Annotated in this window: 28 protein-coding genes; 14 read left to right on the forward strand and 14 right to left on the reverse strand. The window is 58.8% G+C overall.

Annotated features, from left to right (window positions below; genetic code table 11):
* The first annotated feature begins 102 nt into the window (after window positions 1–102).
* Window positions 103–936 carry an ATP-grasp domain-containing protein gene (locus DYE40_RS08235; protein WP_115308634.1) on the forward strand — a complete coding sequence of 278 codons (834 nt, stop codon included), beginning with the start codon at window positions 103–105 and terminating at the stop codon, window positions 934–936.
* A gap of 396 nt (window positions 937–1332) precedes the next feature.
* Window positions 1333–2352 (forward strand): YeiH family protein, encoded by a 1020-nt coding sequence (locus DYE40_RS08240; RefSeq protein WP_115308635.1) that lies wholly within the window; start codon window positions 1333–1335, stop codon window positions 2350–2352.
* A 110-nt stretch (window positions 2353–2462) separates the two neighbouring features.
* Here the strand turns inward: DYE40_RS08240 and DYE40_RS12315 are convergent, their stop codons facing one another.
* Window positions 2463–2651, reverse strand: a complete 189-nt coding sequence (locus tag DYE40_RS12315; RefSeq protein WP_147286615.1) for a hypothetical protein — start codon at window positions 2649–2651, stop codon at window positions 2463–2465.
* Window positions 2652–2745: 94 nt separating this feature from the next.
* Here DYE40_RS12315 and ychF point away from each other — a divergent pair, with 94 nt between their 5' ends.
* From ychF to DYE40_RS08260, 4 genes are all read left to right on the forward strand, one after another.
* Entirely contained in the window at window positions 2746–3837 is a 1092-nt protein-coding gene (gene ychF / locus DYE40_RS08245) for a redox-regulated ATPase YchF (protein WP_115308636.1), read from the forward strand.
* A 121-nt stretch (window positions 3838–3958) separates the two neighbouring features.
* The gene (locus DYE40_RS08250) at window positions 3959–4846 is read left to right on the forward strand and encodes a carbohydrate kinase family protein (RefSeq protein WP_115308637.1); all 888 of its coding nucleotides are present in this window, start codon (window positions 3959–3961) and stop codon (window positions 4844–4846) included.
* Window positions 4847–5026: 180 nt separating this feature from the next.
* The gene (gene tyrS / locus DYE40_RS08255) at window positions 5027–6325 is read left to right on the forward strand and encodes a tyrosine--tRNA ligase (RefSeq protein ID WP_115308638.1); all 1299 of its coding nucleotides are present in this window, start codon (window positions 5027–5029) and stop codon (window positions 6323–6325) included.
* Window positions 6326–6412: 87 nt separating this feature from the next.
* Window positions 6413–7219 carry an integrase core domain-containing protein gene (locus DYE40_RS08260; protein WP_115308639.1) on the forward strand — a complete coding sequence of 269 codons (807 nt, stop codon included), beginning with the start codon at window positions 6413–6415 and terminating at the stop codon, window positions 7217–7219.
* 193 nt (window positions 7220–7412) lie between these two features.
* On the opposite strand, the gene DYE40_RS08265 is transcribed toward DYE40_RS08260, so the two are convergent.
* The gene (locus tag DYE40_RS08265) at window positions 7413–8222 is read right to left on the reverse strand and encodes an RNA methyltransferase (RefSeq protein ID WP_115308640.1); all 810 of its coding nucleotides are present in this window, start codon (window positions 8220–8222) and stop codon (window positions 7413–7415) included.
* 106 nt (window positions 8223–8328) lie between these two features.
* Entirely contained in the window at window positions 8329–9477 is a 1149-nt protein-coding gene (locus tag DYE40_RS08270; protein WP_115308641.1) for a TolB-like translocation protein, read from the reverse strand.
* A gap of 155 nt (window positions 9478–9632) precedes the next feature.
* Here DYE40_RS08270 and DYE40_RS08275 point away from each other — a divergent pair, with 155 nt between their 5' ends.
* Entirely contained in the window at window positions 9633–10427 is a 795-nt protein-coding gene (locus tag DYE40_RS08275; protein ID WP_115308642.1) for an inositol monophosphatase family protein, read from the forward strand.
* Window positions 10428–10628: 201 nt separating this feature from the next.
* Here the strand turns inward: DYE40_RS08275 and DYE40_RS08280 are convergent, their stop codons facing one another.
* Both DYE40_RS08280 and DYE40_RS08285 read right to left on the reverse strand, forming a co-directional pair.
* Window positions 10629–11114 (reverse strand): hypothetical protein, encoded by a 486-nt coding sequence (locus tag DYE40_RS08280; RefSeq protein ID WP_115308643.1) that lies wholly within the window; start codon window positions 11112–11114, stop codon window positions 10629–10631.
* On the reverse strand, window positions 11107–12417 hold the full coding sequence (locus DYE40_RS08285) for a homoserine dehydrogenase (RefSeq protein ID WP_115308644.1): 1311 nt from the start codon (window positions 12415–12417) through the stop codon (window positions 11107–11109). The genes DYE40_RS08280 and DYE40_RS08285 overlap by 8 nt, the downstream gene beginning before the upstream one ends.
* Window positions 12418–12509: 92 nt before the next feature.
* Here DYE40_RS08285 and DYE40_RS08290 point away from each other — a divergent pair, with 92 nt between their 5' ends.
* The 4 genes from DYE40_RS08290 to DYE40_RS08305 all read left to right on the forward strand — a co-directional run bounded on the left by DYE40_RS08290 (window position 12510) and on the right by DYE40_RS08305 (window position 15269).
* Window positions 12510–12926, forward strand: coding sequence for an Mth938-like domain-containing protein (locus DYE40_RS08290; protein ID WP_115308645.1), 417 nt, complete (start codon window positions 12510–12512; stop codon window positions 12924–12926).
* A gap of 47 nt (window positions 12927–12973) precedes the next feature.
* Window positions 12974–13882 (forward strand): NAD(+)/NADH kinase, encoded by a 909-nt coding sequence (locus tag DYE40_RS08295; RefSeq protein WP_115308646.1) that lies wholly within the window; start codon window positions 12974–12976, stop codon window positions 13880–13882.
* Between the two features lie 103 nt (window positions 13883–13985).
* On the forward strand, window positions 13986–14324 hold the full coding sequence (gene erpA, locus DYE40_RS08300; RefSeq protein WP_007342345.1) for an iron-sulfur cluster insertion protein ErpA: 339 nt from the start codon (window positions 13986–13988) through the stop codon (window positions 14322–14324).
* Window positions 14325–14597: 273 nt separating this feature from the next.
* On the forward strand, window positions 14598–15269 hold the full coding sequence (locus tag DYE40_RS08305; protein WP_115308647.1) for a hypothetical protein: 672 nt from the start codon (window positions 14598–14600) through the stop codon (window positions 15267–15269).
* A gap of 76 nt (window positions 15270–15345) precedes the next feature.
* Here the strand turns inward: DYE40_RS08305 and ubiE are convergent, their stop codons facing one another.
* Both ubiE and DYE40_RS08315 read right to left on the reverse strand, forming a co-directional pair.
* Window positions 15346–16083, reverse strand: coding sequence for a bifunctional demethylmenaquinone methyltransferase/2-methoxy-6-polyprenyl-1,4-benzoquinol methylase UbiE (ubiE, locus tag DYE40_RS08310; protein ID WP_115308951.1), 738 nt, complete (start codon window positions 16081–16083; stop codon window positions 15346–15348).
* Window positions 16084–16245: 162 nt separating this feature from the next.
* The gene (locus tag DYE40_RS08315) at window positions 16246–16650 is read right to left on the reverse strand and encodes a gamma-butyrobetaine hydroxylase family protein (RefSeq protein WP_115308952.1); all 405 of its coding nucleotides are present in this window, start codon (window positions 16648–16650) and stop codon (window positions 16246–16248) included.
* A 259-nt stretch (window positions 16651–16909) separates the two neighbouring features.
* On the opposite strand from DYE40_RS08315, the gene nadE reads away from it, so the two are divergent.
* Window positions 16910–17704: an NAD(+) synthase gene (nadE, locus tag DYE40_RS08320; RefSeq protein ID WP_115308648.1), complete on the forward strand. Its 795-nt coding sequence runs from the start codon at window positions 16910–16912 to the stop codon at window positions 17702–17704.
* 359 nt (window positions 17705–18063) lie between these two features.
* On the opposite strand, the gene DYE40_RS08325 is transcribed toward nadE, so the two are convergent.
* From DYE40_RS08325 to gcvH, 7 genes are all read right to left on the reverse strand, one after another.
* Window positions 18064–18789 (reverse strand): nitroreductase family protein, encoded by a 726-nt coding sequence (locus tag DYE40_RS08325; RefSeq protein ID WP_115308649.1) that lies wholly within the window; start codon window positions 18787–18789, stop codon window positions 18064–18066.
* 172 nt (window positions 18790–18961) lie between these two features.
* Window positions 18962–19297, reverse strand: coding sequence for a hypothetical protein (locus tag DYE40_RS08330; RefSeq protein WP_115308650.1), 336 nt, complete (start codon window positions 19295–19297; stop codon window positions 18962–18964).
* 304 nt (window positions 19298–19601) lie between these two features.
* Complete coding sequence (locus DYE40_RS12320) at window positions 19602–19787, reverse strand: hypothetical protein (protein WP_147286616.1); 186 nt, start codon at window positions 19785–19787, stop codon at window positions 19602–19604.
* 96 nt (window positions 19788–19883) lie between these two features.
* The gene (accC, locus tag DYE40_RS08335; RefSeq protein ID WP_115308651.1) at window positions 19884–21251 is read right to left on the reverse strand and encodes an acetyl-CoA carboxylase biotin carboxylase subunit; all 1368 of its coding nucleotides are present in this window, start codon (window positions 21249–21251) and stop codon (window positions 19884–19886) included.
* A gap of 49 nt (window positions 21252–21300) precedes the next feature.
* Entirely contained in the window at window positions 21301–21492 is a 192-nt protein-coding gene (locus DYE40_RS08340) for a YqaE/Pmp3 family membrane protein (RefSeq protein ID WP_115308652.1), read from the reverse strand.
* 122 nt (window positions 21493–21614) lie between these two features.
* The gene (gene accB, locus DYE40_RS08345; protein WP_115308953.1) at window positions 21615–22070 is read right to left on the reverse strand and encodes an acetyl-CoA carboxylase biotin carboxyl carrier protein; all 456 of its coding nucleotides are present in this window, start codon (window positions 22068–22070) and stop codon (window positions 21615–21617) included.
* 262 nt (window positions 22071–22332) lie between these two features.
* The gene (gene gcvH, locus DYE40_RS08350; RefSeq protein ID WP_115308653.1) at window positions 22333–22716 is read right to left on the reverse strand and encodes a glycine cleavage system protein GcvH; all 384 of its coding nucleotides are present in this window, start codon (window positions 22714–22716) and stop codon (window positions 22333–22335) included.
* A gap of 183 nt (window positions 22717–22899) precedes the next feature.
* Between gcvH and DYE40_RS08355 the strand changes: the two genes are divergently transcribed.
* Window positions 22900–23250 carry a hypothetical protein gene (locus DYE40_RS08355; protein ID WP_115308654.1) on the forward strand — a complete coding sequence of 117 codons (351 nt, stop codon included), beginning with the start codon at window positions 22900–22902 and terminating at the stop codon, window positions 23248–23250.
* Between the two features lie 52 nt (window positions 23251–23302).
* Window positions 23303–23668, forward strand: coding sequence for a hypothetical protein (locus tag DYE40_RS08360; protein WP_115308655.1), 366 nt, complete (start codon window positions 23303–23305; stop codon window positions 23666–23668).
* Window positions 23669–23677 lie beyond the last annotated feature (9 nt).

Raw genomic sequence — 23677 nt, forward strand, 5'->3', positions numbered from 1 at the left:
ATGCACCACATCGCAAATCGTTTGCGGCGCGGGCGCAGTGGCGCGGGATTTCTTCCGGCGTTTTATAATCCGTCCCCCTTATCCTTTTCACTCTGCAAAAATATGCTTGCCATCACTACCTGCCGCACCTACCCGCAGCCGCCGCAAAACCTGCTGCCGCTGGCGCAAATCCTGAATCAGAACGCCATACCTGCCCGCTTTTGCATTTGGCAGGATTATCCGCGCGAGCCGTTTCTGCTGCCCTTGTGCGCGTGGGACTACGCCGCAGAGCCGGACGCGTTCGCGCAATGGGTGGAAGGCTCCGCAGCACGCGGACAGCGGTTTGCCAACCCGCCCGAGCTCATACTCTGGAATATGGACAAACGCTACCTCTGCGATTTGGCCGCATGGGGCGCGGAAGTGATTCCCGGCGTTTATGCGCCGGCGGAAGCGGAAAGCATCCTCCGCACCATACGGGAAAACGGCTGGGACGAAGCCGTGGTCAAGCCCGCAGTCGGCCAGAGCGGCGGCGGCGTGGTGCGCATCCGTGCCGGCGATCCGCCGCGCACTTGGACGGCCTGTCCGCAGGGCGTGATCGTCCAGCCCTATATCCGCGACATCGAAACGGCGGGCGAAACCTCGCTGGTGTTTTTCGACGGCGCGTTCAGCCATGCCGTATGCCGCCGCCCGCCGCAGGGGGAATGGCGCGCCAATTCGGCCTACGGCGTGGAAATCCTGCAAGCCGCGCCGTCCGACAGCGTGGTTGCCGCCGCCCGCAAAGTGTTGGATCTGCTGCCGCACATCCCCGCCTATGCACGCGTGGACGGCACGCTGGTCGGCGGCAGGCTGCTTCTGAACGAGCTGGAGCTGATCGAACCCGCGCTGTATCTGCACACGCAAGAGGGCGCGGCGGAACGTTTTGCGGAAGTGTTGGCACGGCGGATACAGGCCGTCTGAAAACCCTGCCGTCTTGGCTGCGGCGCATCAGGCAAAGTGTGATGCGCGGTTTGCAGGCATCCCGCGTTCCGGCAAATGATGAGGCCGTCTGAAACCCTTTCAGACGGCCTCTGCCGTAGCAGCTTCCGCATTGCCTGCGCCGCAGTCGGAACAAGGGCGGCCTGTAACGCTTCAAAGATTATGCCGCTTTTCAGGAAATGTTATACCGCTTTATCGGACTGCCGCAGAGTCCGGCGGTATTGTAAAATCCTGCAAACCGAACACCGCTTTTTTGCTGCTCCGCGTTGCGGGCGGCTTTTCTGCGGTGTCGGGCGGGCAAGGCTTTCTTTGCCCTGTATAACAAAAACAGCATAGACAATACAAAGAATTGAATTTAGAGAACAAGAGGAGGTCTGTATGAAGAAATATTCCGCCCTGGCCTGGCAGATGCCTTTACTCTTTGCCGCATCGCTGGCTTTTATGGCGCTTTCCGAAGCACCGACACTGACCGAATGGGGCATCAGCCCGCTCACGCTGGCCATCACGGGCGGCATGGTGTTGGGCAACACGCTGCCTGCGCACCGCACCGCTCTGTTTTCAGACGGCATCGCATTCAGCAAGTCGCACCTGCTGCGTATCGGCATCATGCTTTACGGCTTCAGGCTCACGCTCTCGCAAGTGCTGTATGTGGGCTGGCCGGCACTCTTGGCCGATGCTGCCGTGGTGGCCGGCACCATGTTTCTGGCGCTGCGTCTGGGGCGGCGTTTCGGCCTCGACACCGACACCGCCGCACTGGTCGGCGCAGGCAGCGCGGTATGCGGCGCGGCGGCGGTGCTGGCGGCGCAGCCCGTCCTCAAAGCCCAAGAGCGCGATGTCGGCGTGGCCGTGGCTACGGTTGTGGTGTTCGGCACGCTGGCCATGTTTGCCTACCCGCTGATGGCCGCCGCGCTGCTGCCGCACGACGCTTCGGCCGCCGCCTGGTTTTCATGGGGCATCTACACGGGCGCGACGGTGCACGAAGTGGCACAGGTGGCCGCCGCCGGTGCGGCCGTCAACCCTGCGGTGGCCGATGTGGCCGTGATTACCAAAATGATTCGGGTGATGCTGCTCGCCCCGCTGCTGCTGGTGCTGCCCTTTTTGCAGGGCGGCCGCAAAACCGGCGGCTTCAGGCTCTCGCTGCCGTGGTTTGTGCCCGCCTTTTTGGCCGCCGTAGTGCTCAACAGCCTGCTGCCCCTTAGTGCACCCTACCATCAGGCGCTGCTGCGTTTCGACACGCTGCTGCTGACCACGGCGATGTTTGCCCTGGGTCTGACCACACGCTGGCAGGCCGTGCGCGCGGCGGGCATCAAGCCGCTGCTGCTGGCCGGCATACTGGCCTTGTGGCTGATGACGGGCGGCGGCGCACTCGCCTACATCGGCTACCTGCTGTTCAAATAGTTTCAAATTCAAATAGTATAGAGGCCGTCTGAAAACCGTTTTCTGTTGCCGAAAAAAACAAACACAGCGCGGTTTGTCCGTAGAGTGTGCCGCCTGCGACGCACGCGTTTTTACTGCACGAACAACAGGCCGTCTGAAACCTGCAATACGGTTTTCAGACGGCCTCTGCCGTTAAAGCAGCAAAGCGCGGCCTGCATAACATAGAGTGTGGCTCTGCCCCGCACACGGTGCAAAACAGTCTGAAACCCGGCCTCTCCCATATTCTGATAGAGGCCGTCTGAAAATACAGATTCCGACACGGCGGCAAAGTCGTTTGCGCCTTTTCAGACGGCCTGAAAAAGTGCGGTTTTATGCTACAATCGCACGTTAATTTTTCTTTACGGAACTCCCCACATGAGTTTGAAATGCGGCATCGTCGGCCTGCCCAACGTCGGCAAATCCACACTCTTCAACGCCCTCACCCAATCAGGCATCGAAGCGGCCAACTACCCCTTCTGCACCATCGAACCCAACGTCGGCATCGTCGAAGTGCCCGACCCGCGCATGGACGCGCTGGCCGAGATCGTCAAGCCGCAGAAAATGCAGCCGGCCATCGTTGAGTTCGTCGACATTGCCGGCCTCGTTGCAGGCGCAAGCAAAGGCGAAGGCCTGGGCAACCAGTTTCTCGCCAACATCCGCGAAACCGATGCCATCGTCAACGTCGTACGCTGCTTCGACGACGACAACATCGTCCACGTTTCCGGCAAAGTCGACCCCATTGCCGACATCGAAACCATAGGCACCGAGCTGGCGTTGGCAGACTTGGCCGGCGTCGAAAAAGCCATCACCCGCGAAGGCAAACGCGCCAAATCAGGCGACAAAGACGCACAAAAACTGCTTGCCCTGTGCGAAAAACTGCTGCCGCACCTCAACGAAGGCAAACCCGTGCGCTCCCTCGGCCTCGACGCAGAAGAACTCGCCCTGCTCAAACCCCTGTTCCTGCTCACCGCCAAACCCGCCATGTATGTCAGCAACGTGGCCGAAGACGGCTTTGAAAACAACCCCCACCTCGACCGCCTAAAAGAACTGGCCGCACGCGAAAACGCCCCCGTCGTCGCCGTATGCGCCGCAATGGAGAGCGAAATCGCCGAGTTGGAAGACAGCGAAAAAGCCGAATTCCTCGCCGAAATGGGCTTGGAAGAGCCCGGCCTCAACCGCCTCATCCGCGCAGGCTACGACCTGCTCGGCCTGCAAACCTACTTCACCGCCGGCGTAAAAGAAGTCCGCGCCTGGACCATACACAAAGGCGACACCGCCCCGCAGGCCGCAGGCGTGATCCACACCGACTTCGAACGCGGCTTCATCCGCGCCCAAGTCATCGCCTATAACGACTTCGTCTCACTCGGCGGCGAAGCCAAAGCCAAAGAAGCCGGCAAAATGCGCGTCGAAGGCAAAGAGTATGTAGTGCAGGACGGCGATGTGATGCACTTTTTGTTTAATGTATAAATCCTGGTTCGGCATACCAAGTTAAATGCAGACTAGGAAACAGGCCGTCTGAAAAGTTTGCGGGAACACGATTCCCGCGGGCCGGAGACGGCCTCAGCAACGAGTTTTAAAAGGATAGGGCATGAAAATCAGCAGCTTCGGCGAAGTGCTGTGGGACGATTTTCCCGACGGAAAAGTGTTGGGCGGTGCGCCGCTCAACGTATTGGTGCGCCTGAGTGCGCTGGGTGCGGACTGTGCGATTGTCAGCCGCAGGGGCAATGATGAAGACGGCGAAGAACTGTTGCGCCGCATCGCCGCCAAAAACGTTGCCACCCACCTCATCCAAACCGACCCCGAACACGCCACCGGCCTTGTGAAGGTGTCCATCAACCATGACGGCAGCGGCTCCTACGACATCGTCTATCCCTGTGCGTGGGACAAAATCGACGTATCCGCCGAAGCCCTGGCCCACGTCGCCGCTTCCGACGCGCTGGTGTACGGCAGCCTTTCCTCGCGCGACGAAGCCTCCCGCGCCGCCCTAGACGCGCTGCTCGAAGCCGCCCGTTTCAAAGTATTCGATGTGAATCTGCGCAAGCCGCACTACCGGCCGGAGCGCGTGTGCGAACTGATGCGCCGCTCCGATTTGGTCAAGCTAAACGACGACGAATTGTACGAACTGGCTGCTTTCCTCGGCTCGCCCTATCACGGCCTCGAACAAAACCTGCGCTACCTCGCCCAAGCCGTAGGTGCGCCGCACCTCTGCGTTACCCTGGGCGCACACGGCGCAATCTATTATTGCAACGGCCAAACCCACGTCCACCACGGCTACCGCGTAAAAATGGCCGACACCGTGGGCGCGGGCGACAACTTCCTTGCCGGCTTCGTCTATAAGCTCCTTTGTGGCGCAAACCCAGAAGACACGCTCGCCTTTGCCTGCGCCTGGGGCGCACTCGCTGCCTCCCGCCACGGGGCAACGCCGGAATTGTCGCTGGCGGATGTGGAAGAGTTGATGCAGTCCGAAAGAAAATAGGCAGGCAAACCGAAATCGAAGAGCTGCAAAAGGCTGCGGAACCATCCCTCTGCTGCGGGCGCGGTTGGCGGAATGAGCCGGGATTGGCCGTGCAGACTTGCGGTTTTACCGTTGCTACCGTACTCCGATCCGCAAATCTATCTGTTTGTCAGAACATTATTAAAGAGAAAGCCAAACCACATGACATCCGTTATCCAAGACCTCCAATTGCGCGGGCTGATCGCGCAAACCACTGATATTGAAGAACTCGACAAGCTGCTGAACGAAAACAAAATCCGGCTTTACTGCGGCTTCGACCCCACCGCCGACAGCCTGCACATCGGCCATCTTCTGCCCGTACTCGTTTTGCGCCGCTTCCAGCAGGCGGGGCATACCCCCATTGCGCTGGTGGGCGGTGCTACCGGCATGATCGGCGACCCGAGTTTCAAAGCGGCGGAGCGCAGCCTGAACAGCGCGGAAACCGTTAAAGGCTGGGTGGAAAAAATACGCGCCCAGCTTGAGCCGTTTTTGAGTTTCGCGGGAGATAACGCCGCGATCATGGCGAACAATGCCGACTGGTTTGCCGCCATGAACTGCCTGGATTTCCTGCGCGACATCGGCAAGCATTTTTCAGTGAATGCCATGCTCAACAAAGAATCGGTAAAACAGCGCATCGACCGCGACGATGCGGGCATTTCGTTTACCGAGTTTGCCTACACCCTGCTGCAAAGCTACGACTTTGCCGAACTCAACCGCCGCCACGGCGCGGTGCTGCAAATCGGCGGCTCCGACCAATGGGGCAACATTACCAACGGCATCGACCTGACCCGCCGCCTGTACCGGCAGCAGGTATACGGCCTGACCATGCCGCTGGTTACCAAAGCCGACGGCACCAAATTCGGCAAAACCGAAGGCGGTGCGGTGTGGTTGAGTGCGGAAAAAACCTCGCCCTACCAGTTTTACCAATTCTGGCTGAAAGTAGCCGATGCCGATGTGTATAAGTTCCTGAAATACTTTACGTTCTTATCGGTTGAAGAAATCGATGCCATTGAAGCGAAAGACCAAGCCAGCGGCGCAAAACCCGAAGCGCAGCGCATTTTGGCCGAAGAAATGACCCGTCTGATTCACGGAGAAGAAGCCCTCAAGGCCGCGCAGCGCATTTCCGAGAGCCTGTTTGCCGAAGACCAAAGCAGCCTGACCGAATCGGACTTTGCCCAGCTTGCCCTTGACGGACTGCCCGCGTTTGAAGTTTCAGACGGCCTGAATGTTGTCGAAGCACTTGTCAAAACCGGACTGGCGCAATCCAACAAAGAAGCGCGCGGCTTTGTGAACGGCAAAGCGGTATGGCTCAACGGCCGGCCCGCCGAGCAAAACAACGCCAATCCGCCTGCCGACAAACCAGACGATGCCTTTATGCTTACCGATGCGCACAAACGCTTCGGCAAATACACCATCCTGCGGCGCGGCAAACGCAATCACGCGCTGCTGGTGTGGAAGTAAGGCGGGCAGGGACAAGACATTTAAGAGGCCGTCTGAAATGTAGAAATCCCTAGCGTTGTTTACAGTATTTCAAGGAAAATACCGTAAATGAACATCCACAAAAACACCCGCCTCGTCCCACACGACCGCCAAGCCATCTGGCTCGCCTACACACAGAACAAAGAAAGCGTTACTTCATTAGCACAACGCTTTATGGTCAGCCGTACCACCATCTATCGTGTGCTCAAAGCCGCACGAGTCCAATTACTTGTGCCGCAGAACAGCACCAACAATCGCTTCAAGCAGGCCTATTACGGAATGCGCCGTTTAGCCAAAGTGGAACGCGCCATCCAAGAGAGGCTTAAAAAACAAGCCAAACGCTACAACAAGTCTTATCCCGGCGAGATGGTTCATGTAGACACCAAACGCCTGCCGTTGCTCAAAGGGCAGAGAGTTAGCGACAAACGCGATTACCTGTTTGTTGCCATTGATGACTTCTCACGAGAGCTATACGCGGCTATCTTGCCCGACAAAACGGCAAACAGTGCCGCCGTGTTTCTTAATGAACACGTTATCAAACCCTGTCCGTATCTAATTGAATGCATCTATTCGGACAACGGCAGCGAGTACAAAGGTGCAGCCAATCATGCGTTTGGCGTTGCCTGTTTTGAGAACGGCATCAATCAGAAGTTTACCCGTCCTGCCCGTCCGCAGACCAACGGCAAAGCCGAAAGGGTAATACGGACGATTATGGAGATGTGGCACGACAAACAGCAGTTTGACAGCCCTAGTCATCGGCAGAAAGAGCTGTGCCGCTTTGTGAATTTCTACAATACCGTGAAGCCGCACAGCAGCCTGAAAGGGGATACGCCTTTTGAGGTGTTGCAGGCTTATTTTTCCCAACCTGTTGTGTAAACAACGCTGTTGATTTCTACAGTCCCAAGGCGGCGCACGCGTTCTTTGTTTACAGGCAGCGTTTGCGGCCAATCCGCAAAACCGCGTGCGTCGCGGTGCGGCACACCCTACGCGGATTCGCAGGATAAATGTAAAGGAGGCCGTCTGAAAGCCTTGCAATGGGTTTTCAGACGGCCTGTACGCCTGCTGCGGCTTATCCGCGCCTGTCTTTGAGCCGTTTGCCCACCGTGTTGAAGAAGCCGCGCAGCAGGTCGATGTCTTCGGTTTCGGGCGCGGCGCGGGAAAACAGGTTGTGCAGGCGGCGGACGATGCGTTCTCCGTTGCGGCGGCGGAAGAAGCCGATTTCGTCCATCAGCTCCGCCATGTGGGCGGTCATGCCGTCGATTTGGCTGTGGGTGGCGGGGTGTTTCGGCGGGATAAGGTGGGAGAGGTCGGCTTCGGTCTGGCTGTATATTTCGTAGCAGGCAACCTGCACGGCTTGGGCGAGGTTGAGCGAGGAGTAGGCTGGATTGCCGGCGATGGTCAGCAGGCGGTTGCAGCTTTGCACTTCTTCTATGCTCAGGCCGAAGGTTTCGTTGCCGAAGACAAGGGCGGCCTGCCTGCCTGCGCGGGCGGTGTGCAGGATTTCGGGGGTAAGCTGGCGCGGGGTTTGCAGGGCGGCGGTCAGTTCGCGTTTGCGGCCGGTGAGGGCGCAGCTGATGACGGTGTCGGCCAGGGCTTCGCCGAGTGTGGCGGTGATGCGGGCGCAGCGGAGCACGTCGGCGGCACCGGAGGCAAGGATGTAGCTTTCTTCGGGCAGGCGGAAGGATTGCGGATTTTGCGGGTCGAAGACGGGCGGCTCGGGGGTCATCGGGGTGGCCATCAGATTCGGGGCGACAAGGACGAGGCGGGTCAGCCCCATGGTTTTCATGGCGCGGGCGGCGGAACCGATGTTGGCGGGATGGCTGCTGCGGGTAAGGATGATGCTGATATTGTTGAGATAGTCGGGAGCGGTGGGTGTCATGTTTGCGGTTTTCTTTCCGGATGTTTTTCAGACGGCCTGCTGCGGTTTGAGGCCGTCTGAAAACGGATTGTGGGGCGGATTCGGAGCGTGTCGGCTATAAACCGTGTTACGGCTGCAAACGCAGTTTCTCCGCCCATTCGGCTTCGGCCAGCAGGGCGGTTTCGCCTTCGGGGCTGCGGCGGAGGATGCCCCGTCCGTCGGAGTAGACGATGCCGCCGCCGTCTTCGACGGCATAGGCCATCACGCTGTGCAGCAGGACGGTGTGGCTGCCGTCCGTGCCGACGCGGACGAGTTCCCAATCGGCGGGGATGGCGGCGGGGCGGCGGTCTTCGGGGTCGGCTTTTTTGTTTTGCCGCACTTTGATTAGGTTGCCTTCGATAAAGCGTTCTTCTTCGCTCTGCTGTTTGGCTTTGGCGGGGTTTGCACCGGATGTTTTGAGCGGTTCGCCGCCGTAGCGTCGGGTGAAAAAGTCGAGCCAGCCGAAGAGGGCTTTGGAGATTTTGACCGGAGCGAGTGCGAGGTCGCGCAGGCCGCTGCCGCCCTGACGGCCGGATCGGTAGGGGCGGCGGATGCAGTAGAGGCCGCCCTTTCCGTCGGGGCGGGGCTGGAAGTAGTCGTGTTTGTCGTCGGCAAGGACGGTGTCGAGCGTGCCGTCGGCGAGGTGGAGGCGGTTGACGGCGCGCGGGCTGAAAACAAGGCCGTGTTCGGTACGGGCAAGGCCGCAGGAGTCGTAGTAGAGGATGTCGCCGTTTGCGGGGTCGAAGGCGGGGTTGCTGTCGCGGCATTCGCCTTCGGTTACGAAGCGGAAGCGGTTGGCATCCAGCGGCATGACGGCGATGTTGCGCTCGCCCCAGCCGCTGCCGGAGAGCGACAGGGCCAGGCGTTTGCCCTGCGCGTCGCAGGCCATGTCGTGTATCGTGCAGTCGGCATGGCGCAGCAATAATCCTTCGGCTTCGTCGGGAGAAGCGGGGTTTTTGCTCTGCACCGCGCCGCCCTGCTGCAACACCGCGCCGTAAATCAGGCGGCCGTCGGGGGAGAACGCCGCATCGGCGGGGCGGATGTCGGAAAGGTCGAGTTCTTCCTGATACACGCCCATAAAGCCTGCGCCCGTTCCCTGTGTTTTCCATTCTTTTTTGCGGTGGATTTGTTTGAGGTTTTCGGCATACTGTTCCACCGCCGCGCAGGAAACGGGTTTGCTTGCGCCGTCTGAAAAACGGAACAGGCGGCTGTTCTGTATATAGAAGAGTGCGTTCATCTGATGGGTTTCCTGTCTGTCTGGTCTGCGGAAAACAGCGTATAATCCGCGCCTTTTTCCGCTTTCGGAAAAGCGCGCATTTTCACACAAAACCGCCGCGCCCCGCAAAAGCCGCCCTTTCGCACCGCCATCCGCCCGCCATTCCAAGGAAACCCATGAACCCCTTTCTCAATACCGCTTTCAAAGCCGCCCGCAAAGCCGGCGATATGATGATCCGTGCCTCGAAAGACCTCGGCAGCGTCCGTTTCGACAGCAAAGCGTTTAACGACTTTGTGTCCGACATCGACAAAATGTCCGAAACCATCCTGACCGACGCGCTGCTCGAAGCCTATCCCCAGCACAAAATTACTGCCGAAGAGGGCGGCAGCCGGGGCAATCCCCGCGCCGAATACGAATGGATTATCGACCCGCTCGACGGCACCACCAATTACCTGCACGGCCATCCGCAATATGCGGTTTCTATGGCTCTGCTGCACAAGGGCAAAATCCAGGAAGCCCTCGTCTACGCTCCCGAGCGCAACGATCTCTACATGGCTTCGCGCGGCAAGGGCGCGCTGCTCAACGACCGCCGCATCCGCGTTTCAAGCCGCACCGAGCTGAACCAGTGCCTGATCGGCACCGGCTTTCCCGTTGTCGATCAAAGCATCACAGACAGCTATCTCGCCATTTTGAAAGACATCTTCGCCAAAACCGCCGGCGCAAGGCGCGAAGGCGCGGCTTCTTTGGATTTGTGTTCCCTGGCGGCCAGCCGTTTCGATGCGTTTTTCGAATTCAACCTGAAGCCGTGGGACATCGCGGCCGGCGCACTCATCGCCCAAGAGGCCGGCGCAATCGTTACCGACACCGAGGGCGAGCAGGGCTGGCTGGAAAGCGGCAATATCATCGCCGCCAATCCGAAAGTGCTGGCGCAGATTTTGCCGATCATTGCCGCGCATACCAAGGCCGTCTGAAAAAGCGGAATGCCGGCAAACAAATGGCAACAGGCCGTCTGAAAAGTTTTCAGACGGCCTGTTTGTATTGTGAAACCATGTGCGGACAGCCGCTGCAATGCAGCCTGAAAGCCGCCACGCCTGCGCGGGGATAAGTTTCCGCAAGTGCGGGCGGGGCGCGGCCAAAGCCGCCATACGGTTTTCAGACGGCTTTTTGCGTTGCTAGCCGCCTTTCAATCCGGCGAGGCATTGTTTGTCGCGCTGCTCGAATGCCTTTGCGCCGCCGAGGAGGGCAAGCTGCTCCTGCGGCGTGAGGGAGGAGAATTTGTCGAGCTGTTTCTGGCTGAGTTTGTCCAGCGGTTTTTCCCACATGCAGACGCAGTAGCCGGCCACGAGTGTGCCTTTGTCGTCTGTCAGCCCCATGTTTTGCAGATCCTGCTGCCACTTGGGGGCAAAGGGGACGTTTTTGATGCAGGATTCGACGATGGCGGCTTTGGCTTTGGGCTTGCTCATGGCGCATTGCGACAAAAAGAAAGTGGCAGCGAAGAGGGAGGCGGTAATCCACAGCCAGATGCGGATGGTGCGGATTTTGCCTTTGGCTTTGCGCTCGGCCGCTTTGCGCGTTTCGCCGTTGTCCGTATCCGCATTCTGCCCGCCGTTTTCGGGCAGCGGGGCGTTTTCAGACGGCCTGTTCTCCGGTTCAGTCATGCAGGCTCTCCATGCGGATCATGACGACTTTTTCGCGCACGTTGTCGAGGGATTCGATAGCTTCGATGGCGGCTTTAATCTGTTTTTCCACGGTGCTGTGGGTGAGGATGACGATTTCGGCGGAGTGTCCGTCGCGCACGCCTTTTTGGATGAGGGCTTCGATGGACACGTTTTGCGCGGCGAGCAGGCTGGCGATTTGGCCGAGTACGCCGGGTTTGTCGTCGGCCTGGACGCGCAGGTAGTAGCTGCTGGTGATTTCGTCCATCGGCAGCATGGTTTGCGCCTGAACCTGGGCGGGCTGGAAGGCGAGATGGGGAACGCGGTGGCCGCTGTCGGCGGCAATGAGGCGGCTGGTGTCGATGATGTCGGCCACTACCGCGCTGGCGGTGGGACGCGCGCCCGCGCCTGCGCCGTAGTAGAGGGTTTCGCCCACCATGTCGGCGTGGACGCGCACGGCGTTCATCACGCCGTTTACGTTGGCCAAAAGGCGGCTTTCCGGCAGCAGGGTGGGGTGGACGCGTAACTCGATGCCTTTCGCGCTGCGGCGCGTGATGCCTAAGAGTTTGATGCGGTAGCCGAGTTCTTCGGCGTAGCGGATGTCGCGGCTGTCGAGTTTGGAGATGCCTTCGAGATAGCAGGCGGAAAAGTTGACGGGCGTGCCGAAAGCCAGTGCGGACATGATGGTGATTTTGTGGCCGGCATCGTGGCCTTCGATGTCGAAGGTGGGGTCGGCTTCGGCGTAGCCCAGCCGCTGTGCTTCCGCCAGCACGTCGGCAAACGTGCTGCCTTTTTCGCGCATTTCGCTGAGGATGAAATTGCTGGTGCCGTTGATGATGCCGGCGATGCTGCGGATTTTGTTGGCGGCCAGGCCTTCGCGCAGGGCTTTGATGATGGGGATGCCTCCGGCAACGGCGGCTTCAAACTGCACCATTACGTTGTGCTTTTCCGCCAGGGCGAAGAGTTCGCCGCCGTGTTCGGCGAGGAGCTTTTTGTTGGCGGTTACGATGTGTTTGCCGTGGCGCACGGCTTCAAACACCAGATCTTTGGCGATGCCGGTGCCGCCGTAGAGTTCGACGACGATGTCGGTGTCGGGGTGGCGCACGAGGGCGAATGGGTCGGACGTAACCAGCGTTTGCGGCGGGCAGACGGCGCGGGCTTTGGCTTCGTCGCGCGTGGACACCATAAAGATGTTTACCGCGCGGCCGAGGCGGCGGCCGATTTCCTCCGCATTGTCCCGCAATACTTCGACCGTGCCTTTGCCGACGGTACCCAAGCCCAAAATGCCGATATTCACTGCTTTCATCGCTGCTCCTTGTTAAGCGTTTCCCGAATGGTTAAACTTGCTGCAAAAAATGCGCAATGCTACCCGAAAACCCTTTATCCAGAAAGCGGAATATGCAGTTTCAGGAACACAGCCCCACAGACGCAGAGGCGTGGTCTGCCGACGAAAAAGGCCGTCTGAAAAACGGCGGCGCAACGTATGACACCCCTGTCTGCCTGATCGGCGGCAAAGTGCTGCCGGCATCCGAGGGCAGGCCGGAGGATTTGTCCGCAGAAACGTTTGCCAAGCTGTTTGCCGAACACGGCGTGCCGGAAATCGTCCTGGTCGGCACTGGGGCGAAACAGCGGTTTCTCCATCCGCGCCTCAACGCCGCGCTGGCCGCACACGGCGCGGGCATCGAATATATGTCCACCGCCGCTGCCTGCCGCACGCTGCTGATGCTGCAAAGCGAAGGCCGCAATGTGTGGGCATGGCTGTGGCCGTCTGAAAAGGCCGTTCCGCCTGCAAATCCGCTTTCAGACGGCCGCTAACCGTGCCATAATCCGCCGCCTTTGTTCCGCCTCCCCTCCAAACCGCCATGATCACCGAATTCAAACGCATCGGCATCGTTACCCGTCCGGAAACGCCGCAGATAGAAGATGGCCTGCACAGTCTTATCGCCTTCCTGCTGGCAGAAAGGCTGGAAGTCTTTATCGACCGCGAAAGCGTGGACGGCGGCGTAGTGCGCGAAGAAGACCTGAACCGCTGCCGCATTACCGACAAAGACAATATCGGCCGCGAATGCAGCCTGGTCGTCGTGCTCGGCGGCGACGGCACGTTTCTTTCCGCCGCCCGCAAAGTCGCTCCGTTCCGCATCCCGCTCATCGGTGTCAACCAAGGCCATCTCGGCTTCCTGACCCAAGTGCCGCGCGAGCGCATGATTGCGGAAATTGCCGGAATGCTTACCGGCAAACACTATGCCGAAGAGCGCATCCTGCTGGAAACCGACCTGATACGCGGCGGGGAAAGCGTGCAAAAATCGCTGGCTCTGAATGACGTTGTGGTTTCGCGTGGCGGCGCGGGGCAGATGATAGAGTTTGAAACCTTTATTAATCAGGAATTTGTCTACACCCAGCGTTCGGACGGCCTGATTGTTTCCACCCCTACCGGTTCCACCGCCTACGCCCTTGCCGCCGGCGGCCCCATCTTGCAGGCCAGCCTGCGCGCTTTCACACTCGTCCCCATCTGCCCGCAATCCATGACCAACCGCCCGATTGCCGTGGCCGACACCTGCGAAATCGACATTCTTATCACCAAAGCGGGCGACGCGCGCGCCCATTTCGACGGGCAGTCCTACATCGACATCCAAAGCGGCGACATCCTGCGTATCCGCCGCTACCGCCACAACCTGCGCGTGCTGCACCCCGTGGATTACAGCTATTACAAAACCCTGCGCCAGAAACTGCATTGGGGTGAGCAGCTCGTACCCATTGCCCAGCACGGATAAACGCACCCGCGCGGCCTTGAAATTCACGCTGCCCGTCCCACCTTGCCAGCGTGTGGCGTTTGCGTGAAAATGCGCGGCACACCAACAAGTTTAAGGAAAAAATATGTCTGACGAATCACCCATCATCTTTACGGAAAGCTGCTGCACCAAAGTGGCCGACCTGATTGCCGAAGAAAACAACCCCGATTTGAAACTGCGCGTTTTCGTCAACGGCGGCGGCTGCTCCGGCTTCCAATACGGCTTTACGTTTGACGAAATCAAAAACGACGACGATTTCGAAATCGTCAAAAACGGCCTGACTTTCCTTGTCGATCCGATGAGCTACCAATACCTTGTCGGTGCGGAAATCGACTATACCGAAAGCCTGCACGGCTCCCAGTTCGTCATCCGCAATCCCAATGCCGAAACCACCTGCGGCTGCGGCTCTTCGTTTTCTGTGTAAACCGCCCGCTGTATATGGCAAACGCCCGAGCGTTCGGGCGTTTCTTGTCTGAGAGCGAAACGTTTGTGCGCATAGGAGGGCAAGGCAGGCGGAAACTTCTTGAAAAATTTCCGCCAAACGGAAAAGGCCAACCGCAGAATGCTGTTTTTCCGCCTTTGGGCGTGCGGAGGCCTGCCGGGTTGGCCCGCTTGGGTTATAATCCGAAAAAATTTTACGCAAATTTAAAATCATTTTGAGCAGCGGCAGTTCCACGCGAATCCGGACGCAATTTTGATGAGCAAACCAGAAAGATTATTCGACGTTTACATTTCCTACCCGCCGGGCATCGACCACCGCCAGGTAGACAGCACCATCCGTCAGCACCTTACCGAAGAAGAGGCCGACGAGGTTATCCGTGCGCTCGAAGAACATCCGCAGGCCATTATTGCCGAACGCTGCACCAACGAGGAACGCCTCAACGCGCAAAACTATTTCGGCTATTTAGGCTTGGATGTCATCATCCGCATCTCGCTCGAGCTGATGGAAGATCCCGACGAAGAGCACAGCAAAGCCGACGCACTCGTGCCGCAGTGTCCCGTCTGCTTTACCATCTTTGAAGATCCCGATACCACCGAGTGTCCCACCTGCCACCTGCACCTCAAAACCGCCACCGAAGCCTTTATCTACCGCAAGCGTATCGAATGGCAGGAGCGGCTGGCGTTTGAGCACCGCAAACAGCACGAAATCGCCTACCGTATGCTGCGTGAAAAGCAGGCAGAGGAGCGCAAAATCCGCAATCAGATCCGCAATGAGCTGGAAACCGAGCTGTTGCAGGAACTCGGGATTTTAAGCGGCTGGCAGACGGTGCTGTATGACAAGCGTGTGCTGTTTGTCAGCTTGGCTGTGTTTGTGTTGGTGCTGATATTTTTCTCGGCAGGGTATCTGCTGGCCAAGCTGTTGTCTTAGCCGTTTTCCAAACTAAACAGGCCGTCTGAAAAAAGTGTTTTCAGACGGCCTTTGAGTATGTCCCGCACGTGCAAAATCAGAATTTTACGCCTTTATGCAGGGCGACGATGCCCGCGCTCAGATTATGGTAGTCCACGCTGTCAAAACCCGCATCCAGCATCATTTGTTTCAGCGTTTCCTGATCGGGGTGCATACGGATGGATTCGGCGAGGTATTGGTAGCTGTCGGCATCTTTGGCAATCAATTTGCCCATCAGCGGCAGGAGTTTGAACGAATAGAGATCGTACGCGCCTTCGAGCGGCTTGTAGATTTTGGAAAATTCCAGCACCAAGAGCGTGCCGCCGGGCTTGAGTACGCGGTACATTTCTTTGAGTGCCGCATCTTTATGGGTCATGTTGCGCAGGCCGAAGGCTACGGAGACCAAATTGAAATAGTTGTCGGGGAAGGGCAGTTTTTCCGCATCGGCCAGCGACACGGGCAGAACCAGCCCTTCGTTGAGCAGGCGGTCGCGTCCGACGGTCAGCATGGAGGAATTGATGTCGGTCAGCCACACTTCGCCTTCTTTGCCGACCCGCTTTGCCCAGCCGCGCGACAAATCGCCCGTGCCGCCGGCGATGTCGAGCACTTTGTCGCCTTTTTTCAGGCGGGCGGTCTGGATGGTGAAATGTTTCCACACGCGGTGCAGCCCGCCGGACATGACATCGTTCATGATGTCGTAGTTTTTGGCGACGGAGTGGAAGACTTCGGCCACTTTGCCTGCTTTTTCGCTTTCATTGACGGTTTGGTAGCCGAAGTGGGTGGATTTGTCGTTCATGGTATTGGCTTTCGGGATGGGATTTTTAACTTTGCCGTGCCGCATACGGGAAAATTGCGGAAACACGCTGTTTTGTGTCTGCACGGCCGGTGTGTTTCAGACGGCCTGCGCCATGCGGCAACGGTAGTTTTGCCGGCTTGCGTGCGGCGGCAGGTGCGGGTTTCAATGTCTGCTGCAGCCGCCTTTTTTGGCAGGAGCGGCTTCTTTTGCGGACGGGGTGCGCGACGCGCCGGCGGCTTCGAGGCGGGCGAGATAGGCGGGCCACATTGTAGCGTATTCGTGTGCCAGTTTATACAGGCAGCCCCAGTCGTAGAGGCCGCTGTCGTGGCCGTCTGAAAAAACGATTTTCAGGGCGTAGTTGCCGACGGGTTCGAGGTTGGCGATGGTTATGCCGAGTTTGCCTGTCTGCAACACTTCCTGCCCGGTGGCGTGGCCGCGCACTTGCGCGCTGGGTGAATAGACGCGCAGGTATTCGGCGGGCAGCTCTTTCGTTTCGCCGCCGTAAACAAGGGCGAGGACGGCGCGGCCGGGGCGCAGGCGGATTTCTTCGGGAGCGGGGTGTTGCATGTTGTACCTCGGATGATGGTCGGGTTTCGTCATGTCTGCTATTGCCGTGCGGGAAGGCGGAAAGCGGGGAAACCGTTGCGGCCATGTCGGAAAACCTGTCTGTATGGCGCGTTCCGCGCGGCAGAAAACGCAGGCACGGATTCTAGCAGAAGCGGCAGGCCGTCTGAAAACGCCGCGCGCCAGATTGTAAACGGCGGCGGCGGGCGTTATAGTGCGGCGGTTTGTTTGCAGGCCGCAAGGCCGTCTGAAAGGATTTTTTATGGATGCACAAGCCGTAAGCGCACACATTGCGGCATGGCTGCGCGATTATGCCGCCGCCGCCCGCGCCAAAGGATTTGCCGTCGGCATTTCCGGCGGCGTGGATTCCGCCGTTGTTTCCACACTGGCCGCCCGCAGCGGCGCGGATGTTTTGCTGCTGGAAATGCCCATCCGCCAGCAGGCCGACCAGGTCAGCCGTGCGCAGGAACACATCGCCCGCCTGCAAAGCGCGTTTGCCAACGTCAAAAGCCTGCGCGTGGATCTCACGCCCGCATTCGACCTTTTCGCCGACACCGTCAATGTGGACGAAGCCGCCTACCCCGCCAAACAGCTTGCCCTGGCCAACAGCCGCTCACGCCTGCGGATGCTCACGCTCTATTACTACGCACAGATCAACGGCCTGCTGGTGGCGGGAACAGGCAACAAAATCGAAGATTTCGGCGTGGGCTTCTTTACCAAATACGGCGACGGCGGCGTAGACCTCAGCCCGATTGCCGACCTTACCAAAACCCAAGTGTACGAGCTGGCCGACTATCTCGACATCCTCCCGGCCATCCGCGAGGCCGTGCCCACCGACGGCCTGTGGGACACCGAACGCACCGACGAAGAACAAATGGGCGCGTCTTATCCCGAACTCGAACGCGCGATGGCTGCGGCCGCCGCAGGCAAAACCCGCGATGATTTCTCCGGCCGCGAGCAGGAAGCCTTCGACATCTACACCCGCCTCAACCGCGCCGCACAGCACAAAATCCAACCCGTACCCGTGTGCAGAATCCCGCCGCAGATGCTGGCGTAAAGAAAAAGGCCGTCTGAAAAATAGTTTTTCAGACGGCCTTTTCCGTTTAGGTAGGGTGTACCGCCCTAAGGCGGCGCACGCGTTCTTTTGTTTGCAGGCAGCGTCTGCGGCTAATCCGCAAAACCGCGTGCGTTGCTGCGCGACGCACGCCCTACACGGCAGTCCGGGCAGAAAAAAGCAGGCCGTCTGAAAACCGCGCTTTGCCTTTTCAGACGGCCTGCAATCCGTTTCGGCAGCAGGACAAGCCGCCATCTGCAACCACAGCAAAATTCTCCCGCCGCCATTCCCTCGCTGGCGGGAATCTTTTGTGTCTAATTTAATATATTGTTCTACAACTATTTTATTTAGAATTTCCCATCTCAAACCTTACGATACACTTCATCAAAAGGCAGCCTGAAACGCTCGCCCCACACGCCCCTGTCGCCATCGCGCACGCCGCACGCCACAATCATATTGATTTCCGCGCCGCGCGGAAGCTGCAAAATCTGCTTCACACGGCGGCTGTCCAATCCTTCCAACGGGCAAGTATCCAGCCCGCGCTCCGCCATCGCCAACATAAACGTTTGCGCGGCAAGCGCACAGCTTTTGTGCACCACCACGCGCACATCCGTTTCGGTTACTTCGCGCTGCATGGTGCGAAACAAACCCACGCCGCGCGAAATCAGCCAACGCAGTCCCCCCAGCAAACCAAAACAACGCGCATATAAAAACGGCATCAGCTTGCCATAATAGCCCTCATAGTTCGCAATGCGCTTTGCCTGCCTATCAGGCGGGCTATTGCGGCGCACGTTGCCGCGTTCAAAATCCAACGCCGCCTGAGCATGGCTGCGGTAAGTGTCTTGACGGGTAACAAACACCACCATTTGCTGCGCGGTGGCAGCGGCAGTTTGCCCGAAACAGGCTTCGGCAAGCTGCGACAGCACCGTTTTGTCGGTAACGTGGTAAAACGCATAAAGCTGCATATTGGAGCTGCTGGGCGCAAGCTGGGCAAGCCGCAAACATTCGCGCACCACATCGGGGTCAATCGGCGTATCCGCATAACGGCGCACCGAACGGCGGTGTGTCAGCATTTGCTGCAAAGACATGGTGTTTCCTTATTGGGAGCAGGGATGATAGGTTGCCGCTTTGGGGGAAGGCTCTGCCTGCGGGGATGGCGGATGACGGGCAGGGTCGGGGTTTTGCAAAGGTTGCGGCACGCTGCCTGTCTGCCGCGCACGGGGAGACAGGCTGCCTCTGGTTTTTCCCATTCGGTTTTTATCAGTCGTATTCGGTGCAGCTTATTTTTTCATCGCCGCAGAACAGCTCGTTATTCTCTTTCAGACATTGTTTTTTCACCGCCAAACGGGCTTTGCCACGGCTTTGTCCTTCGGCGCGGAAAGTGGTGGTAAAGGCGGTAAGCCGGCAGACGTAAACGGGCTTGTCTGCGTCGCTGTTTTTGGTTTTGCCGATAACGATGGGAACGGGCACGGCGATGATGCCGACATGGCCGGTGTTATTGGTATTGCCCGTGTTGTCATGCTGCTCGGGAACGGGTACGGGGACGACGCAGGAGGCCAGCAGCAGGGCGGCGGCAAGGGTAAAAACGGCTTTCATGATATATCGCTCCAAATCGGATTCTGACTGTTTATTTTACAATTTAATCGTTGCAGGCGCAGCCGCACGGAGATGCCGTGCAGTAGGGAACGCGTGCGTCGCTGTGCGGCACACCTTATGGGATTTGGCGGGGCAAACGGAAATTGAGGCCGTCTGAAAATACGGTTTCTATTGTTTCAGACGGCCTCTGCCGTTTGGGTAGGGTGTGCCGCTCCAAGGCGGCGCACGCGTTCTGTGTTGCAGGCTGCGTTTCCAACCAATCCGTAAACCCGCAAAACCGTGTGCGTCGCTGCGGCGACACACCCTACGGGATTTGGCGGGGCAAACGGAAAGTGAGGCCGTCTGAAAATGCGGATTCTATTGTTTCAGACGGCCTCTGCCATTTAGGTAGGGTGTGCCGCTCCAAGGCGGCGCACGCGTTTTGTGTTGCAGGCTGTGTTTCCAGCCAATCCGTAAACCCGTAAAACCGCGTGCGTCGCTGCGGCGACACACCCTACGCGGGATGTTACGGAGCAAAGAAAGTGAGGCCGTCTGAAAAACTTTTGTGCTTTTCAGACGGCCTGTTGTGCGGCAGATGCCGGTTTGCTTATTTTTCCCGCGCCAAACGTTCTTTGCGTGCTTGCAGCCAGTGTTCGAGATAGTGGATGCTGGTGCCGCCTTCGGCAAAGCCCGGATCGACGAACAGGTCGCGGTGCAGCGGGGCGTTGGTTTTGATGCCGGTTACGGCCAGCTCGGCAAGGGCGACGCGCATTTTGGCCATGGCCTGTTCGCGGGTTTTGCCGTGGACGCAGATTTTTCCGATCAGGCTGTCGTAGTTTGGCGGGATGCGGTAGCCCTGATAAATATGGCTGTCGACGCGGATGCCGAAGCCGCCGGGCAGGTGGCAGCTTTCAATCAGGCCGGGGCTGGGAATGAAGTTGTAGGGGTCTTCGGCGTTGATGCGGCACTCGAAAGCATGGCCTTCGAGGATGATGTCTTTTTGTTTGTAGCGCAGTTTTTCGCCGGCGGCGACGCGGAGCTGCTCCTGTACGATGTCCACGCCGCTAATCAGCTCGGTTACGGGGTGTTCGACCTGTACGCGGGTGTTCATTTCGATGAAGAAAAATTCGCCGTTTTCATACAGAAATTCAAATGTGCCCGCGCCACGGTAGCCGATGCGTTTGCAGGCTTCGACGCAGGCTTTGCCGATTTTCTCGCGCTCTTTGGCGGTGATGCCGGGCGCGGGGGCTTCTTCGATGACTTTCTGGTGGCGGCGCTGCATGGAGCAGTCGCGCTCGCCCAGGTAGATGGCGTTGCCGTGTTCGTCGGCCAAAACCTGGATTTCGATATGGCGCGGTTTTTGCAGGTAGCGTTCCATGTAAACCATGGGGTTGCCGAAGGCTGCGCCGGCTTCGGTTTTGGTCATTTCTACGGATTTGACGAGGTCTTCTTTTTTCTCGACCACGCGCATTCCGCGCCCGCCGCCGCCGCCGGAGGCTTTGATGATGACGGGGTAGCCGACTTTGTCGGCGATTTTGATGATTTCTTCGGGATCGTCGGGCAACGCGCCTTCGGAGCCGGGTACGCAGGGTACGCCGGCTTCGAGCATGGCCTGTTTGGCGGATACTTTGTCGCCCATCAGGCGTATGGTGTCGGCGCGCGGGCCGATGAAGACGAAGCCCGATTGTTCGACCTGTTCGGCGAAGCTGGCGTTTTCGGCGAGAAAGCCGTAGCCGGGGTGGACGGCATCCGCGCCAGTTACTTCGGCGGCGGCGATGATGGCGGGGATGTTCAGATAGCTTTGCGGGGAGGGGGCGGGGCCGATGCAGACGGATTCGTCGGCGAGCTTGACGTGGAGGCTTTCGCGGTCGGCTTCGGAGTGGACGGCGACGGTGGCGATGCCCATTTCGCGGCAGGCGCGCAGTACGCGCAGGGCGATTTCGCCCCGGTTGGCGATTAAGACTTTTTTCAACATGATGGATTTCCTGTGTTGCGCGGCGGTGTGCCGGTTTTTTCAGACGGCCTCAACGCCTGCCTACTGCGTCGCGGATTTTCTGATCGGTTTTGTATTGGCTGAGCGCGTATACCGACCACAGGGCGGCGGGTATCCAGCCGATTAGGGTAATTTGCAGAATCAGGCAGATGATGCCGGCAATGGGTCGGCCGATGGTGAAGAATTGCAGCCAGGGCAGGAAAATGGCGAGAAGCAGGCGCATATCGGATTCCTTGCGTTTTTATGGAGGGTGTTTTGTTTCAGACGGCCTGCCGCAGCGGGGAGGCCGTCCCTGTCTGCACTCCGTGCGGTGTGCGGATGCGGGGATGATGCTTGCGAAAGGGTTTATTCGATGACAAACAGAGGTTCGCCGTATTCGACGGGGGTGGCGTTTTCTACCAGGATTTCTTTGATTACGCCGGATTTTTCGGCTTCGATTTCGTTCATCAGCTTCATGGCTTCGATGATGCAGAGGGTGTCGCCCGCTTTGACGGTTTGGCCGACTTCGACGAAGGGGGGGCTGGTGGGGCTGGCGGCGCGGTAGAAGGTGCCGACCATCGGCGATTTCTGGGCGGCGGAGAGGTCGCGGGCGGCAGGGGCTGCGGCTGCCGGAGCGGCGGCGGGTGCTGCGGCCGGGGCGGCGGCGGGCGCGGAAGCCTGGACGGGTGCGGGCGCATATACGGCTTGGACGGCTGTGGCGCGGGTGATGCGCACTTTTTCTTCGCCTTCAGTTACTTCGATTTCGGCGATGCCGGATTCTTCAACCAGATCGATTAGTTTTTTGAGTTTGCGTAAGTCCATTTCGGGTTCCTTGCGAAAATATGCGGCCGCCGGAGGGCGGCCGGTAAAAATATTCTGCGGCACGCAATGCGGCCTGAAACAAAAGCGCATTGTTACCAAAATGCCGCTAAAAGTCTAGTGGAATGTTGGAAAAACGGCTTTTTTGCAGCGAAATATCCGGTTTCCCGCAAAATTTCGCCTGCTTGGAAATACGTATGCCGGCGGGGTAAGCGGTTGTAAAAACGGATAAACGCGCGATGTTATGCGGCTTTTCGGCCGCCGCTTACAGCGAGGCCGCGTATTCCTGCGCACTCATCAGCGTGTCGGCATCTGCGGGATGGTCGGGGCGGATTCTGAACAGCCAGCCTGCGCCGTATGGGTCGCTGTTGGCGGTTTCGGGGGCGGAGGCGAGGGTGTCGTTGGCGGCGGTGATTTCGCCTGCAACCGGGGCGTAGATGTCGGAGGCGGATTTGACCGACTCCACTAGGGCGGCCTGTGCGTTGGCGGCGAACCTGCTGCCGGGTTCGGGCAGTTCGACGTATACGATGTCGCCGAGCAGCTCTTGTGCGTGGAAGGTGATGCCGACGGTGAGGCTGCCGTCGTCTTCGCGGCGCAGCCATTGGTGGTTGGCGGCGTATTTCAGGTGTTGGGGAATATTGTTGTCCATGATGGTAGTCCGTTGCTTGTGGTTTGGGGGGCGGGAGGATAGCAGGAGCGGGGTGTTTTGCCAAAACGGGTACGGCGGCTCAGGGAAATAAGTTGCATTTTTTCATTTTCCGACAAACGATTACGGAAAACGGGTGCATAATATGCACGGCGGTTGCTGCCGCCCAATACAGGAGTGAACGATATGAACAGATATTTTTTGGCTGCTGCCATGCTGTTGCCGGCTGCGGGTGCGGGCGCGGCGGATTACCTGACCACCAGCGAGGAACGTCCGCCGATCGTGATTATTCACGACGGACGCGGTTACGGCCGTTACGACGGCCACCACCACCGCCGTTATCTGCCGCCGCCCCCGCCGCCGCGCCGATATTTCCGTTATGACAACGGCGGCATTTCCGGCTCGGTCGAGTCGGGGCGCAACAGTATCCGTTTCAACAGCGGGGGAGGCGGTTTTATCGAGAGCGGAACGTATGACCTCCGCGGCTACCGCATCGACCCGCCGCTTCCGCCGCCGCGCGGATATTACAACCGCTAGACTGCGGAAAAGCGCAAATGCCTTTTGCAGCAGGCCGCAGGCGGTATGCGGCATGAAGCGTACAGGCCGTCTGAAAAAGCCGTCAGAGTGCTTTTTCAGACGGCCTTTCTGTTTGTCGGAGGATGCGGCGCAAACGGGCAGCGGCGGACTTTTATGTTTTTCAGACGGCCTGAAAACCGCCGCCCGCTCCGGCTGGATGATGCGGTTTGCAGAGCGGGACAGGCCGTCTGAAAGCGAGCCGGAAACGAAGCGGCTGCGCGGGCGGAATCTGTTTTCAGACGGCCTGTTTTTTAAATGCTGCCGCAGCGGTGGTTTCGCGCCGCCGCTGCGGTTACAATCGCCCGCGCAAACGGCAGGCCGTCTGAAAACCGTTTTTCAGACGGCCTGCCGTTTGCCAAACCCGCAAACCCGATTTTGAAAGCCCCGA

The sequence above is a fragment of the Kingella potus genome, assembly GCF_900451175.1.
Classification (GTDB): Bacteria; Pseudomonadota; Gammaproteobacteria; order Burkholderiales; family Neisseriaceae; genus Neisseria; species Neisseria potus.